The organism is Nonomuraea sp. NPDC049607 (genome assembly GCF_040675375.1).
Lineage (GTDB): Bacteria > Actinomycetota > Actinomycetes > Streptosporangiales > Streptosporangiaceae > Nonomuraea.
The window spans coordinates 1-14,664 of sequence record NZ_JBFAOV010000038.1; the positions used below are offsets into that span (position 1 = coordinate 1).

18 protein-coding genes are annotated in these 14,664 nt (G+C 69.9%); 11 read left to right on the forward strand and 7 right to left on the reverse strand.

The window, feature by feature from the left end; all coding sequences use genetic code 11:
• A partial coding sequence (locus tag AB0J97_RS42840; RefSeq protein WP_364100520.1) for a hypothetical protein occupies window positions 1-334 on the reverse strand: 334 nt, incomplete at its 3' end.
• Window positions 335-617: 283 nt separating this feature from the next.
• Window positions 618-1,496, reverse strand: coding sequence for a sigma-70 family RNA polymerase sigma factor (locus tag AB0J97_RS42845; protein WP_364100523.1), 879 nt, complete (start codon window positions 1,494-1,496; stop codon window positions 618-620).
• Between the two features lie 135 nt (window positions 1,497-1,631).
• Between AB0J97_RS42845 and AB0J97_RS42850 the strand changes: the two genes are divergently transcribed.
• Both AB0J97_RS42850 and AB0J97_RS42855 read left to right on the forward strand, forming a co-directional pair.
• A complete protein-coding gene (locus AB0J97_RS42850) occupies window positions 1,632-2,090 on the forward strand; it encodes a carboxymuconolactone decarboxylase family protein (protein WP_357708153.1) in 459 nt (152 codons plus the stop codon).
• Window positions 2,091-2,118: 28 nt separating this feature from the next.
• Window positions 2,119-2,583 carry a DoxX family protein gene (locus AB0J97_RS42855; protein WP_364100527.1) on the forward strand — a complete coding sequence of 155 codons (465 nt, stop codon included), beginning with the start codon at window positions 2,119-2,121 and terminating at the stop codon, window positions 2,581-2,583.
• 50 nt (window positions 2,584-2,633) lie between these two features.
• On the opposite strand, the gene AB0J97_RS42860 is transcribed toward AB0J97_RS42855, so the two are convergent.
• From AB0J97_RS42860 to AB0J97_RS42870, 3 genes are all read right to left on the reverse strand, one after another.
• Window positions 2,634-3,023, reverse strand: a complete 390-nt coding sequence (locus AB0J97_RS42860) for an antibiotic biosynthesis monooxygenase family protein (protein WP_364100530.1) — start codon at window positions 3,021-3,023, stop codon at window positions 2,634-2,636.
• A gap of 31 nt (window positions 3,024-3,054) precedes the next feature.
• The gene (locus tag AB0J97_RS42865) at window positions 3,055-3,726 is read right to left on the reverse strand and encodes an NAD(P)H-binding protein (RefSeq protein WP_364100533.1); all 672 of its coding nucleotides are present in this window, start codon (window positions 3,724-3,726) and stop codon (window positions 3,055-3,057) included.
• A gap of 271 nt (window positions 3,727-3,997) precedes the next feature.
• Window positions 3,998-4,171: a helix-turn-helix transcriptional regulator gene (locus AB0J97_RS42870; RefSeq protein ID WP_364100536.1), complete on the reverse strand. Its 174-nt coding sequence runs from the start codon at window positions 4,169-4,171 to the stop codon at window positions 3,998-4,000.
• A gap of 76 nt (window positions 4,172-4,247) precedes the next feature.
• Here AB0J97_RS42870 and AB0J97_RS42875 point away from each other — a divergent pair, with 76 nt between their 5' ends.
• Window positions 4,248-4,985: a carbon-nitrogen hydrolase family protein gene (locus AB0J97_RS42875; RefSeq protein WP_364100539.1), complete on the forward strand. Its 738-nt coding sequence runs from the start codon at window positions 4,248-4,250 to the stop codon at window positions 4,983-4,985.
• A gap of 422 nt (window positions 4,986-5,407) precedes the next feature.
• Here the strand turns inward: AB0J97_RS42875 and AB0J97_RS42880 are convergent, their stop codons facing one another.
• Window positions 5,408-6,019 (reverse strand): methyltransferase domain-containing protein, encoded by a 612-nt coding sequence (locus AB0J97_RS42880; RefSeq protein ID WP_364100542.1) that lies wholly within the window; start codon window positions 6,017-6,019, stop codon window positions 5,408-5,410.
• 332 nt (window positions 6,020-6,351) lie between these two features.
• Between AB0J97_RS42880 and AB0J97_RS42885 the strand changes: the two genes are divergently transcribed.
• From AB0J97_RS42885 to AB0J97_RS42915, 7 genes are all read left to right on the forward strand, one after another.
• Window positions 6,352-7,011, forward strand: coding sequence for a glycosyltransferase family 2 protein (locus tag AB0J97_RS42885; RefSeq protein ID WP_364100545.1), 660 nt, complete (start codon window positions 6,352-6,354; stop codon window positions 7,009-7,011).
• Window position 7,012: 1 nt separating this feature from the next.
• Entirely contained in the window at window positions 7,013-7,666 is a 654-nt protein-coding gene (locus tag AB0J97_RS42890; RefSeq protein ID WP_364100548.1) for a TIGR04282 family arsenosugar biosynthesis glycosyltransferase, read from the forward strand.
• Complete coding sequence (locus AB0J97_RS42895) at window positions 7,663-8,673, forward strand: NAD-dependent epimerase/dehydratase family protein (RefSeq protein WP_364100551.1); 1,011 nt, start codon at window positions 7,663-7,665, stop codon at window positions 8,671-8,673. Before AB0J97_RS42890 ends, AB0J97_RS42895 begins: the two co-directional genes overlap by 4 nt.
• Entirely contained in the window at window positions 8,670-10,142 is a 1,473-nt protein-coding gene (locus tag AB0J97_RS42900; RefSeq protein ID WP_364100554.1) for a glycosyltransferase 87 family protein, read from the forward strand. The genes AB0J97_RS42895 and AB0J97_RS42900 overlap by 4 nt, the downstream gene beginning before the upstream one ends.
• A gap of 187 nt (window positions 10,143-10,329) precedes the next feature.
• Window positions 10,330-11,526 (forward strand): molybdopterin-dependent oxidoreductase, encoded by a 1,197-nt coding sequence (locus AB0J97_RS42905; RefSeq protein WP_364100557.1) that lies wholly within the window; start codon window positions 10,330-10,332, stop codon window positions 11,524-11,526.
• A gap of 47 nt (window positions 11,527-11,573) precedes the next feature.
• A complete protein-coding gene (locus AB0J97_RS42910) occupies window positions 11,574-12,035 on the forward strand; it encodes a hypothetical protein (RefSeq protein WP_364100560.1) in 462 nt (153 codons plus the stop codon).
• Window positions 12,032-13,249: a glycoside hydrolase family 15 protein gene (locus tag AB0J97_RS42915; protein WP_364100563.1), complete on the forward strand. Its 1,218-nt coding sequence runs from the start codon at window positions 12,032-12,034 to the stop codon at window positions 13,247-13,249. The genes AB0J97_RS42910 and AB0J97_RS42915 overlap by 4 nt, the downstream gene beginning before the upstream one ends.
• A gap of 382 nt (window positions 13,250-13,631) precedes the next feature.
• Here the strand turns inward: AB0J97_RS42915 and AB0J97_RS42920 are convergent, their stop codons facing one another.
• On the reverse strand, window positions 13,632-13,868 hold the full coding sequence (locus AB0J97_RS42920; RefSeq protein ID WP_364100566.1) for a CbtA family protein: 237 nt from the start codon (window positions 13,866-13,868) through the stop codon (window positions 13,632-13,634).
• Between the two features lie 130 nt (window positions 13,869-13,998).
• On the opposite strand from AB0J97_RS42920, the gene AB0J97_RS42925 reads away from it, so the two are divergent.
• Window positions 13,999-14,430, forward strand: a complete 432-nt coding sequence (locus AB0J97_RS42925; protein ID WP_364100568.1) for a nuclear transport factor 2 family protein — start codon at window positions 13,999-14,001, stop codon at window positions 14,428-14,430.
• Window positions 14,431-14,664 lie beyond the last annotated feature (234 nt).

Below are 14,664 nucleotides of genomic sequence, written 5' to 3' on the forward strand. Positions count from 1 at the left end.
TCGAGGACCACCGCACCCGCAACGGCACCGGCTGACGGACGCCCCGCAACACCGCCTCGTGCTCCCACTGCTCCCGCACCCGCCGCCGCAACTCCCCCACGGCGCCGCGCATCGCCGCCTCCCGGCTCGGCGGCACGGCGCGCGACCGCACGACCTGCGCCGCGACGGCGACCACGACCAGCACACCGGTCAACAGCCAGGTGGCCGGCGCCCACCACCAGGCCTTCAGCTCGACGGTGCCGGTCGCCAGGTTCCCCACCAGCCCGATCCCGACCGGCACCACCGCGAGCGCGACCGGCGACACCACCCAGCGGCCCCTGCCTCGACTGCTCATGGCACCAGCATCGCGACTGTAGGTGACCGAGACAACACAGCCCGGCTCGCCCAGCTCGCCGGAGGCCGGAAACGGACCTCATCGGCGGGCTCGACCTCGCCCGGTGGCCCTCGTCCTCCTGGACGCTGGACCCGAGGTTCCGCACCCAGCGTGCGGTGCCAGGAACACCGCCTCCGCGGCGAGATGACGGGGGAGTCGGTGGAGGGTGTCCCGGTCGCCGGCCCGGTTCTTCGCCTGACGGCCCCGCGCCGGGAACCGCGTGGTCGGTGGCCCGGCCGGACGCCTACCCACCGAGCATCACCAGTTCGATGTCCTCCAGGTATTCGGGGTCGGCGAGCAGGCCGACGTGTGTGATCCGGTCGTTCGCGATGGTGAAGGCGAAGACGATCCGTGGCCGTCCACCGGGCGCCCACACCAGACCCGGCGCCCCGTCGATGAGCGCGAGCTCGGCGGCCTGAGCCCGGCCGGCGAAGGTCTCGGCCACGCCGTCCGCCCCTCGTACCAGCCTCGACGCGCCGGAGAGCACGGCGGTGCGGTCCGCGCTGATCTCCACGTCGGGGTCGAGCAGCGCGAGCAGGGCCGCGAAGTCACCGTCACGGGACGCGGCCCGGAAGGCGGCGACGATCTCCCGCTGTCTGACGGAGCCGGTCCCGGCCTCCTGGGCCGCCGGGTGCTGTACGCGCCGGCGGGCGCGGCTGGCCAGTTGCCGGGCCGCGGCCGGCGAGCGGTTCACGATCAAGGCGATCTCGTCGAACGGCACGGCGAACATGTCGTGCAGGACGAACGCGATTCGTTCCGCCGGCGCGAGCATGTCGAGCACCACCAGCAGAGCCAGGCCGACCGAATCGGCGACGACCACCTCGTGCTCCGGATCGTCCGTCCCGCGAAGGCCGGCCATCGGGTCCGGACCGGAGACGCGTAGCGGCTCCTCGCGGCGCGTCCGGCGATCGCGCAGCATGCTCAGCGCCACCCGTGCGACGATCGTGGTGAGCCAGCCCGGCACGTTCCGAACGTCCTCCACGCCGGCGCGGCTGAGCCGTAGCCATGCCTCCTGGAGCGCGTCGTCGGCCTCGCTCGCCGAGCCGAGCAGCCGGTAGGCCACCGCCCACAGATGGTCGCGATGCTGCTGGAACCAACCGGCCAGCAGGTCCTTCTCCTCCATGACGCCGTCCCTCTCGTGCTGTCTGTAACAGATGACGGAAACGACCGCGCAGATGTGACAGGCGGCGCGCTGTCACAACCTCCCCTCGCGGCGAGTCATCAGGGCGGAAGTCCAGCCGATGAAGCGGAGAAACACATGCAGACACGGATGAAGAATCCCGCCGCCGTCCTGCCGACGGCGATGGCGCCCATCCAGGAGCTCTTCAAGGCCGCCCGTACGGGCGGCGTGCCGGAGACCACGCTGGGGCTGGTGCACCTGCGCGCCAGCCAGATCAACGGTTGCGGCCCCTGCGTGGAGTCGGGGGTCCGTAGCGCCAGGAAGAGCGGCGAGAGCGACGAGCGGACGGGGCTGGTCGTCGCCTGGCGGGAGACGCCGTACTTCACCGACGCCGAGCGGGCCGCGCTGGCTCTCACCGAGGCCGCCACCCGGCTCGCCGACCGCAGCGACCCGGTCCCCGACGACATCTGGGACGAGGTGGCCCGGCATTACGACGAGGCGGGACTGGCCGCGATCATCCTGATGGCCGCGGTCACGAACCTGGCGAACCGGCTCAACGTCACCACCCGGCAGCTCGCCGGCCAGAAGTGGGGCTGAGTCGCATGGCGAACACGACGGAGGGCTCATGACCGCACGTACCTGGCCGCGACGGCTCGCCACAGTCCTCTACTGGTATCTGGCCGCGTCGTTCTTCATCGGCTTCGTCACCAAGTTCTGGCCCGGGCCGACCTTCTTCGGTCCGGCCTACGCGGAGAAGTTCGTCGACTGGGGCTGGCCGCCGTGGATGCGGTTCGTGGTCGGCGCCCTGGAGCTCGTCTTCGGGCTGATGATGCTCGTCCCGCGGCGGCGGGTCAGGTTCGTCGGCGCGGCCGGGCTGGTGTTCGTGCTGATCGGCGCGGTGACGACCCACCTCATCGACGTCGCCCCCTTGTACGAGGAGGTGTCGGCGCCGCTGCACCTGATCATCATGATCGGCGTGGCGCTGGCGAACTGGCCGGCGGACTGGCGGGACCTTCTCCACCCTCTCGACGACCGGAGCGTCCGCGCGGTGCCGGGCCCGCCGGTGGGACGGGCGTCGACCGTTCGGTAGGAGAATCCGGCATGGCCATGATCAGACACGTGATCATGGCCATGCCGGCTTCAGCGCGTCACTGGCGTGGTGCTTCCGTCGCGGGAGGGCTGGAGGTCGACGATGACCTCGTAGACGCTGGGCCGCGCGGTGATGTGCAGGCCGGGATCATTGAGCAGGCGCCGCGCGCTCTCCTGCCATTCGGGTCTGCCCAGCGCCTCTTCGAGCCGCCTCCCGCTCTCCCAGTGAGCCACGTTGACGAAACGCAGCTCGGCGTCGTCGATCATCGATCGGTGCAGCCGCGCCCGGACGAATCCCGGCTGTCTTGCCATGATCTCGGCGTTCTCCATCCACAGCGGCAGGAACGTCTCCGACTCCTCCACCGGGACGGTGAAGGCGTTGATCATGGTGATCGGCTCGTCGACCGGCGTTTCGGTACGGGTGATCGGAACTTCATTCACGATTTCTCCCTTGTGATCGGTGAGGAGAGGGTCAGTTCGCCATGCCGATGACCTGCTCGACCGTTTCCGGCCGGTCGAGCACCGCGAGCATGGCGTGGGCCACGTCGGCGCGTGAGACGTACCGGCCGCCCGGCACGTTCTGGCCCACCGCCGTCCGGTAGGCGCCGGTCACCGGCTTGTCGGTCAGTTGCACCGGCCGGAGCACCGTCCAGTCCAGGCCGCTGTCGCGCACGTCGTCCTCCATGACGGCCAGGTCGAGGTACTGCGGACGGAGCGCGGCCTTGACGATCGGATAGACCACGTAGCGCAGGAACGGCCCGTCGCCGGGGTCGTGCCGGGGCGGGTTGGGTCGGCCGGGAGAGGGGGTGGTGCCCACCGGGGCGGCGCTCACCACGACCAGCCGACGGGTCCCGGCGACCTGCATCGCCGCGAGGATCGCCTTGGTGCCCTTGGAGGCCACCCCGGCCGCGGCGTTGTTCGGCGGGCCGAGCGCCGACAGGACGGCATCGGCTCCTTCGACGGCGGGCAGCAGCGTCGTGACGTCGGCCGTGGCCAGGTCGGCGGCACGCACGACGCGGACCGGGTTGCCGTCCAGCTTGGCCGGACTCCGTACGACGGCCGTGACGTCGTGCCCCTTGGCCAGAGCCTGGTCGAGCAGCTGCCGGCCGACGCCGCCACTGGCGCCGAAGACGGTGAGTTTCATGGACGATTCCCTCCGGGTTCGTGAAAGGGGGTTGCCGAGGCAGGCGATCCCTGCGCGTGGGCGGCGGCGGCCGGCGGGACAGCCTCGAAGACGCCCCAGTCGCTGCCATATACGGACACCCACTTGCTCGCGTTTCGTCTTCGCCTGTATGACGACGCGGGCACGGCGAAGGTGACGACTCCCGCGAGGGACGCTCCGCGAGGTGTCGGCGGCCGAGCCCGTTCCCGCCTCCATGACCCGGCGCGCGGCGGAGATGTGACAGCGTGAGTGGTCACATTCGTCGGGTCTCCGGCGTCATGGTTATGGCCTGCAGCTTGCGCCGGATCCGCTCGACGTGGGTGTCGACCGTGGACTTCTTGATGCCCATCCGGCGGGCGATCTGGTCGTAGGTGAAGCCTTGCGCGATATGGGTGAGCACCTCCTCCTCGCGCGGCGCCAGCGGCACTGCCGGGAACCGCTGCGCTCGCAGGACATGACCGTCATTCCTCTGGATAAGCCACAGTGGAGGAGTGAACGTCCTCTTGGTTCAACCCCCCATCTGGTCTCCCGACGGCCACGCCAACTTCGACGCCATCGAGGAGCTGGCCGGGCGCGAGCCGGTGCGCGGCGACGTGCTGCTCCTGCCCGAGCTGGCCGGGTCCTCGTTGTCGCGCGCCGACTACCTGGCCCGGGTCGCCGCCCTGGCCGCGGGCGCCGGCGCGACGGTCGCCGGCGGTTCCCACTACGACCGCACCGAGGCGGGCCTGGTCAACCGGGGTGCAGTGATCGATCCGTCCGGCGCGCTGGTGGCCGAGTACGACAAGGTCCACCCCTATGACGTCGAGCGCCGCTCGGGCGTGGTGCCGGGCAGGGCCGGGGGCGCGTTCGAACTGGCCGGACGCCGCCTGCGCGTGCTGCTCTGCGCCGACCTGTGGTACTCGGCGACCCTGGCCGGACAGGACGACCTCGACGTCGTCCTGGTCTCCGCCTTCTCCGTCACCCGCTGGGACGGCCCCCGCCCCGCCCGCGCGCTGTGGCGGCACATGAGCGTGGCGCGGGCGTACGAGTTCATGACGTACGTCGCGGTCAGCGACTGGCATCACGAGGCCGCCTACCAGGGCCGGCCGTGCGCGGGCGTGACCGGGTTCGCCAACCCCTGCCCCGAAGCCGCCGACGGCTTCTTCACCGCCTGCCCGGACGCGCCGCTGTCCTCCTGCCTGCTCGACCTCGACCGCCTCGACGCCTTCCGGCACGATCGCGCGCACCGGGGGTTCAGGTAGGGTGCGCCACACCGGGTTCGTACGCCGCCGCCTTCGCGGCCGAGCACCGTACCGGGCCACGACCCACCGCCCGCTGCCGTCCTCGACGCGGACGTGACGGGCGGTGGCCGGGCAGCAGGTGCTGGACGGCGCGGTGCTCGCCGTTCGACGCGACATGGAGGCGACCGGCGTCCCCGGGCGGCTCGGTTTCGACTCCCCGGAGTGGGACGATTTGGGCCACCTGCGCGTCGCACGATGCATCGCGCTGTCACGCAGCTTCTCGGAGAGGGCCTGCTGGCCAGTACGCCGGGGCCGGGATTTCCGCGCAGCACCCTCGTCGGACTGACCGCTGCGGGTTGCCGGCGTCGTGACGTCGCCTTGGGGATCCTTCATGAATTGGAACAAGATCTCGACAGACGACTGGGGCCCGCGGCACTGGCGGGTCATGAGAGGGAGGCGAACCATCGCCCCGCCGCGTTCCAGCGTTCGACGGTGGGGAACCCGGACCGCCGGGCAAGGGGGGCGATGTCGTCGATCGACACGGTCGCCCAGGTGAACCAGTCGCCCGTACGCCCGGCCTGGCGCAACCGTACGGTGTGGACCCCGCTGGGTGAACCCGGGGGCGAAAGTTCGGCGATCACCGTGCCTCCTGGCCTGACCAGCTCGCGCAGGCGCCGGAGGAGGACCTCCGGGTCGCCGCCGATGCCGATGTTGCCGTCGGCCAGGAGCACCTCGGCCCACCGCCCTGTTCCTGGAAGGGGTTGGAAGACGCATCTGCGCAGTGCCAGGCCGCCGGCGCGGCGGGTCAGCTCCACGGCCAAGGGCGCGATGTCGATGCCCATGGCGGGAATCCCCATCCGGGCGAGCGCAACGGTCAGTCTTCCGGGCCCCGAACCGACATCGAGAGTGGGGCCGCCGCATCTGGCCAGAATGTGTTCGTCGCCCTCGTTGTACCGGAGCCAGCGCTCGGCGCGGAGCGGCTGTATCAGGCCGTCGGAATATTCGATTTCCACGGCTCTGCCATTGAGGCAGTCTTCGTAGAGAGTGCCGATCACGCGGCTTTTCCTAGTGGTGGGCGATGTTCGCGCGGCTACCGATGATCATGTGCAAACACTACCCCGACGAGTCGGCGCCGATCCTTACGAGGCTCTTACGGGCGCAAGGACATGACAGCCTGGCAAAAGTGCGTCCATCAGGCCCTCAGCGAAAAGCCAAGTATGACGGAGCAGGACAAGCCGCATGTCCCGCCGGGAACAAAGGGCTCAGCGGTCCAAACCGCGAGGACGACCATGAAACTGTATTTCCGTGGACCCGAGCCGGTCATTTCTCGGAACGACGTCATCCTTTCGTAAGGGAAATGGCGCTGTCGCCGCGTTAGCGTCGGCCCATGGAGATCGACGTGGTCCTGCCCTGCCTGAATGAGGAGGCGGCCCTGCCCTGGGTGCTCGGGCGGATGCCGCCCGGCTTCCGCCCGATCGTGGTCGACAACGGTTCGACCGACGGATCCGCGAGGGTCGCGGTGGAGTTCGGCGCGATGGTGGTGACCGAGCCTCGGCCCGGATTCGGCGCCGCGTGCCACGCGGGGCTGACGGCCGCGACGGCTGACGTGGTGTGCTTCATGGACGCCGACGCGTCCCTCGATCCCGGGCAGTTGCCGCGCGTCACCGGGCCGGTCCTGGCGGGTGAGGCCGATCTGGTGCTCGGCCGCCGTGTCCTTGGGCGGGGCGCCTCCTGGCCGGTGCACGCCCGGCTCGGCAACGCCGTGCTGGCTCGGAAGCTGCGCCGCCGTACCGGTGCCGACCTGCACGACCTGGGGCCGATGCGGGCGTGCGGACGTGCCGCCCTGCTGGCCTTGGAGCTGGTGGACCGCCGGTTCGGCTACCCCCTGGAGATGGTGCTGCGCGCCGGTGTGGCCGGCTGGCGGATCGCCGAGGTCGAGGTGGACTATCTGGCCCGTACGGGGAGGTCGAAGGTGACCGGTACGGTGCGCGGCACGCTCCGGACGATCGGCGACATGCGCCGGGTCATGGCCGACAGGGCGGTATGACGTGAGTCCGCACCATGCCGGTGGCGCGCAGCTCCTGGTGATCGCCAAGGAGCCCGTACCGGGAAAGGTGAAGACGCGCCTGACCCCGCCCTGCACTCCGCGTGAGGCCGCGACGCTGGCGGGCGCCGCTTTGGAGGACACGTTGCGGACGGTCACCCGGGTCCCGGCGGGCCGCCGCGTGATCGCTCTCGACGGGGCTCCCGGAGCGTGGCTGCCGCCCGGGTTCACCATCGTCCCGCAGCGCGGGGACGGCCTGGACGAGAGGCTCGCCGCCGCGTTCGACGACGCCCACCGGCTCTCGCCCACCCCGATCGTGCTCATCGGCATGGATACCCCGCAGGTGACCGCCGGTCTGCTGGCCGGCGCCCTGTCGTTGCTCGGCGCCCACGACGCGGTGTTCGGACCCGCGACCGACGGCGGGTTCTGGCTGCTCGGGCTGCGCGCACCCGATCCCGATCTGCTGCTCGGCGTGCCGATGTCCGAGCCGACCACAGGAGAGATCCAGTTGAACAGACTGACCGAGGCCGGGATGAGCGTCGCCTGCCTGCCCTGCCTGACCGATGTGGACACCATGGCGGACGCGATCGAGGTGGCGGCGCTGGCTCCCCGCTCCCGCTTCGCCGCCGCGCTCGCCGGAACGGCGGTGTTGTCGTGATCGACGGCGAGGCGAAGGTACTGGTCACCGGCGCGGCCGGATTCATCGGGAGTCATGTGACGGAGGCACTGGAAGCGGCCGGACATGAGGTGGTCCGCCTCGACCTCAGGAGCGGCGAAGATGTGCGCGACGCCGTCGCGCTCGACCGGTCGATGGCAGGGGTCGACGTCGTCGTGCACCAAGCGGCCAAGGTCGGGCTCGGCGTGAACGTGGCCGACCTTCCGGACTACGCCTCGGTCAACGTGTACGGCACGGCAGTGCTGCTCGCGGCGATGGCCCGGCATGGGATCGGGCGGCTGGTGCTGGCCTCCTCGATGGTGGTCTACGGCGAGGGCGCCTACGACTGTCCTGGTCACGGCCGGGTACGGCCCGCACCGCGTGCCGCCGCCGCTCTGGCACGCGGCCACTTCGAACCTCGTTGCCCTCGGTGCGACTCGGAGATGGTCCACGCCGCCATCGACGAGAACGCGCCGACGGATCCCCGCAACGCGTACGCCACCAGCAAGCTGGCACAGGAGCATCTGGCCGCCAACTGGGCACGCGAGACCGGCGGCACGGTCGTCGCTTTGCGGTACCACAACGTGTACGGGCCGAGGATGCCACGGGACACGCCGTACTCGGGGGTGGCGGCGATCTTCAGATCCGCGCTGGAGGCCGGTCGAGCGCCCGAGGTGTTCGAGGACGGCAGGCAGTTGCGGGACTTCGTCCACGTCCACGACGTCGCCCGCGCGAACGTCGCCGCGCTCTCCGGCGGCCGGCCCGGCCTGTTGGCCGCGTACAACATCGCCAGTGGGGAGCCGCGCAGCATCGGCGACATGGCGGCGGCACTGGCCGGTCAGTGTGGCGGGCCGGAGCCGGTGACGACGGGGAAGTACCGGTTGGGCGACGTCCGCCACATCGTGGCGGCTCCGCACAAGGCGAACGCGGAACTCGGCTTCCACGCCCGGATCGGGTTCGACGAAGGCATGAAGGAGTTCGCCACCGCACCCCTGGCCTGCCCGGCGTGATCCGCCGCACGGCGGGAACGGCCCTCCTGCTGGTCGCCCTGGCTGGGACGCTCGCGTGGGCGATCGGTCAGGACGCCGTTCCCGCGGACCGCCGCGGCTTGTTCTGGCCGTACGCGCTCGCCTGGGCGTTCTTCTGTGCGGCCCTATGGGCCGTGCGCGGGCTGCCCACACGCCAGGCGATGTGCCTGCTGGTCGCCGGTGGGATCGCCGTGACCGCCACCGGCCTCCTCTCGCCGCCCGCCACCAGCACCGATTCCTACCGCTACGTCTGGGACGGACGGGTTCAGGCCGCAGGTGTCTCGCCCTACGACCACGCACCGGCCGAGGCGGCACTTGCGCGGCTGCGCGATCACTGGCTCTTCCCCCGCGGCGACGGCTGCGAGGGGCCCGATCGTTACCCGATCCCCTCCGGGGACACGGTCGCGTCGTGCACGCGGATCAACCGCCCCGGCGTGCACACCATCTATCCGCCGCTGGCGGAGGCGTACTTCCTCCTGGTGCACGGACTCTCTCCCGAAGGGGCACGGCACAAGCCGGTGCAGATCGCCGGTGCGCTGCTGGCGTTCGCGACCTCGGCCGTGCTGCTGATCGCGCTCTGCCGGCGGGCCGGCACCCGGGGCAATGCCGCGGCGTACACCGCCTGTTACGCATGGTGTCCCGCCGTCCCGCTCGAACTGGTGAACAACGCCCACGTCGACGGGCTCGGTGTCCTGCTCGCCGTCATCGCCCTGAGCACGGTGAACCGGCACAGGGGCCTCGGCGGTGCACTGCTCGGCGCGGCGACCGCGGTCAAGCTGCTGCCCGCCGTCACCGTCCCCGGCGCACTATCCGGGGTTCTCGCGGCAGACGGAAGGACACCGGCGCGCCGGATGCTCGACGCTCTGGCCGTCCTCGGCCCCGCCGCTCTCGTCGTGGCGCTCGCCTATCTGCCGTACGCGCTCGCCTCGCGCGGCTCGGTACTCGGATACCTCTTCGGGTACCTGACCGAGGAGGGTTACGACGATGCCGGCCGCAGGGGCCGGTACGCATTGCTGCGACTGGTCCTTCCCGGCTCGTGGGCGTTGGCCGCGGCCCTGGTCATCGTCGGGATCGTGATCTTCCACGTCCTGCGCCACGGTGACGCGGACCGGCCGTGGCAGGGCGCGCTGTCGGTGACCGGGGTGGGGTTCCTCGTGTTCACGCCCGGCTATTCCTGGTACGCCGTACTGATCGTCGCGCTGGTCGCCCTCGACGGTCGGTGGGAGTGGCTCGGCGTCCCGCTGGCGAGTGGCGCGGCCTACATGGGCACCGGCGCCGGCTTCGGGACCATCGCCTACGCCCTCGCCGCGCTGATGGTGACCGCCGGATTCGTCGCACGCGCGGTCCGCTCTCCAAACGGCAGCGCGTACAACTCCCTGAGACTGCGAAGAGCGGCCGGACATTGCCGAATGGGTGCCGGGACGTGGCTTTGGAAGGACCGTTTTCGGTGAGGAGACCGACAGCCGACATTGGATTTCAGGGGGCTCGGTGCCGGATTCATCGCATGGGCGCGATCGTGAAGTCAAGCCCGACAAGAAGAGCCGCCTGGCCGCGCGCCTCAGGAGGTGGAGCCGGCCGCCCGGGCCGTTCCGGCCAGAATTTTGGCGCAGCCCGCTACGCGGTCCCTGGCTGACCTCGGTGCTCGGATTGATCCTGCTAGCTGGGATCACCATCGTCGCGATCACCGGGCTGATGTCGTACGCCGCCTACGAGCCGAGACTACCGGGCAACGACACGACCCCCGGCAGGGGGCTGCTGGGCTTCTACCTGTTCGACTGGCCCACGGACCCGGTCTGGTTGTACCGGGTCACCCAGGGCGCGCACGTCATCGGCGGGCTGACACTGGTGCCGATACTGCTGGCCAAGCTGTGGTCGGTCATCCCCAAGCTGTTCTCCTGGCCGCCCGCCCGCTCCGTGGCGGAGGCCGCCGAGCGGGCCGGCCTGCTGCTCCTGGTCGGGGGTGCGGTATTCCAGTTCGTGACCGGGATTCTCAACGTCCAGCTCTTCTACGTCTTCCCGTTCTCCTTCTACCCGGCCCACTTTTATGGCGCGTGGATCTTCCTGGCCGCGTTCGTCGTCCACGTCGTCATCAAGCTGCCCCGCGTCATCCACACGCTGCGGACGTACGGTCTGCGCGACTACCTGCGTACTTCTGTGGGGGACACCCGCCCGGAGCCGCCGGACCCTGATGGCCTGGTCGCCGCCGACCCGGCGCCTCCCACGATGTCCAGGCGCGGCCTGCTGGCCTTCGCCGGCGGCGGCTCGCTGGTCATGTTCGGCCTGTCTGTCGGCCAGTGCGTCGACGGGCCGTTGCGCCGTACCGCGCTGCTCGCTCCTCATGGGCGCTTCTACGGTACTGGCCCTAACGACTTCCAGGTCAACAAGACGGCGGCGAGCCTCGGCGTCACACCGGCCCAGACAGGCGAGCTCTGGAGGCTGACACTCACGGGACCGAACCGGCTGGAACTCTCCCGCGCGGACCTGCTGGCGATGCCGCTGTACACCTACGCCTTGCCGATCGCCTGTGTGGAGGGCTGGTCGACCGTCCAGACCTGGACCGGCGTACGGCTGGCCGACCTCGGCCGCCTCATCGGGATCCGAACCGGCTCGACAGGTGTCACCGCCAGGTCTCTGCAACGCGGGGGCTATTTCGGCCAGGCCTCGCTCAGCGCCGCGCAGGTGGCCGACCCGCGCTCGCTGCTGGCACTACGGGTCAACGGCGCCGACCTGTCCCTCGACCACGGCTACCCGGCGCGGGTCATCGTCCCCAACGCTCCCGGAGTCCACAACACGAAGTGGGTACGCGAGCTCGACTTCACCCAGGAACGATCTTGAACGGCCGCAGCCGATGGGCCAGAACCTACGGCGCCCCTCCATGGCACTTGCTCGCACTCGCCCTCTGTTTCCTGGTCGCCGCCTACGCCGCCACCCGGGTGGTCGAAGCAGGGATCTGGCCGGGCTTTCTGGTGTGGTTCGTGGGGGCCGTCATCCTCCATGATCTGGTGCTGTTCCCTCTTTACTCCGCCGCCGACCTCGCCGCCCGATCTTCCACCGCACGTGCCCGCCGCCGTGGTCGTACGGCTGCTCGGCCTCGGCATCGGCCGACGGGGCGGCGGCCGGCTCCGATCAACTACCTGCGCGTGCCGACCGCGTTCTCCGGCCTGCTACTGCTGGTGTGGTTCCCACTCATCCTGAGCGGCGCCGAGCCCAACTACAGGGCGGCGGTCGGCTTGAGCACCATCCCTTATCTCAACCGATGGATTCTGGTCACCCTGGTGCTCTTCGCTGCCTCAGCACTGCTCTACGTGTTGCGACGCCTGGCTGCGGGGCGGTTCGGCCGTTGAGCGCCCGGCCGATCGGCGACTACGCGATGCTGTCGGACTGCCGGTCCGCCGCGCTGGTCACGTCCGACGGCTCTGTCGACTGGCTGTGTCTGCCGCGTTTCGACAGCCTGGCGATCTTCGCCCGGCTGCTGGACGAAGAGGCCGGCTGCTGGACGATCCGGCCGGCCTGTCCGGCCGAGGTGACTCGCCGGTACGTCGAGGACACCCTTGTGCTGGAGACCACGTTCCGGACGCGCGAGGGCACCCTGGTGCTCCTGGATGCTCTCACCCTGCGCGCGGGACAGAACGTCGGCCTGGCCCTGCAGGCCGGCCGGGCCTGGGCGCCCGACCCGCCGCGCCGTACCTCCTGGGCCGTCGCGCGCCGGATCCGCGACACCGTCGCGGGATGGCGCTCCTGGTCACGCGGTCACGCCGACTACGAGGGGCCCTGGCGCCGGCACGTCAACCACAGCGGCCGGGTTCTACGCGCGATGACCTACGCCCCGACGGGGGCCATGGTGGCCGCGGTCACCACTTCCCTGCCGGAAAGCATCGGCGGAGAGCGCAACTGGGACTACCGCTACACATGGGTGCGCGATGCCAGCTTCACCCTGCACGCCCTGAACACGGCCACCTGCGAGGAGGAGGAAACGGCTTTCTTCACCTTCCTGTCCCGCGTTTGCGCGACCCAGGTCGACGCGGGCCCGGACCTGCAGATCATGTACGGCATCGGCGGCGAGCGCGACCTGAGTGAACGGCGGCCATCGCATCTGCGGGGGTGGCGGGACAGCGCACCCGTACGGGTCGGCAACGACGCCTGGCGTCAGCGTCAGCTCGACGTGTACGGCGAACTGCTCGACGCCGCCCACCAGACCTACCGGGACATCGGCCCGTTCGACCCCCTCACCCGCTCGCTGCTGATCGGAGTGGCCGAGACCGCCGCGCGCCGCCGGCAGGAGCCCGATCAGAGTCTGTGGGAGGTCCGAGGCTCCAGCCGGCACTTCACGCACTCCAAGCTGATGTGCTGGGTGGGACTGGACAGGGCGATCGCCCTGGCCCCGGTGCTGGGGGCCGCCTCCCGGGTCGCCGACTGGACACGCGTCCGAGACGAGATCCACGCCGCGATCCTGACCCGGGGATGGAATGAGCAGGCGGGTGCCTTCACCCGGACGTTCGAGACCGCCGCCTCCTGCGCCGACGACGTCGGCCTGCTCAGCGAAGAGGCAGACGGCTGAGCCAGGACGGCCCGACTGCGTGGCGGCGACGCCCTTCGCGCGCCTCATTTCCGCCGGAACCGCGAGATGGCGATCGCACAGAGTGTGACGACGGTCAGGAGCACCAGCCCGCCGACCAACGGCGCGTCGCGGGGATAGTGAGGCAGGTGTGCCTGCAGTGCGAGGGGGGTGACAGGGACTGTGCCGACGCCCCAGAGGGACACGCCTCGGCGGCAGTGACATCCCGAAATGATGACCATCACAACCTCTTGACTCGTCATGACGGCAAGGGGCCGTAACGGCGTCCTGCCCGGCCTGACCATCTTCATGCCCGTCGCCGGGACTATACGGTCACTGGCTCCGGCCTACTTCTGGTGGTGACTCAACCTTCGGTGAGAATCGCTCAACCTTCGCGGCGAGAGGACATTTCGGGAGTGTGAGAACAACGGTGCAACTCCTGATCAAGGAGAACGCTCGCCCAGCCGAACAGCATGCCGAACGCCGTCCAGAAGACCGACTGGGGGCCGATCGCGGCAAGCCGGAACGCCCGTGGCAGCGTGGCGGGGAACCCTTCGGGCGGCCCGTTGACCGTCGGCAGCAGCCACCGCGCGGCGACGACGGGTATGAGGAAGGCGACCACATGCCGGAGCGCGTCCGACGGAAACGCCGAGAATTCTACCGTGTCGAGTAAGCAGATTTAGCAAGCGTTGGCAAGTCGACCGCATATCGGTAGTTACGTTGGGCATCGAGCGATGGGAGGATCTGGTGCCATGAATGTTGCCCGCGAGATACGTGACCGATATACGGCCGCATTCAACGCTCACGACATGGAGGCGCTACTTCGCACCTTCAGCCCGACTGGGGTGTCCATCAGCCCTGAAGGAGTGTCTCAGGGGCATGCCGAGCTGGCCTCCTACCTGGAGGAGTTCTGGGCGGCATTCCCCGACGTCCAGGCGGTGATCATGGAGTCCTTCGAAAGTGAATCCACAACCGTTGACGAGCTCCTTATGGTAGGCACACATAGGGGGCCGTATGTCCTGGCCGACGGACAGGTGGTTTCCGCGACGGGTCGCGCCATCCGGTTGCGATGCTGTTATGTCTGCACAGTGGAAGACGGGCTCATGGCGAGTTTGCGCCTGTATTTTGATCAATTGGAGCTGCTCACCCAGCTCTCCTGCTCCATGACTTTGCCTGATGCTTAGCGGATTATTGATTCGGTAATCGCACGGCATGCTGCGGTCCCGGGTGACTTTCAGGCTGGGCTTGGCTCGCGGCCCGCTGGACGAGGGTGGCCTGCATGATGAGCACGGTCCCCGATGAGGGCGGTGGCGTGGACGGTCTTCCACGCCTTCGACGTCGTGACGGCGCTTGGTCGGCGATCCGGAGCGGCGGCGTCGACGGGAACCTCGCCTCCGAGGCCACATCGAGAAGATGTG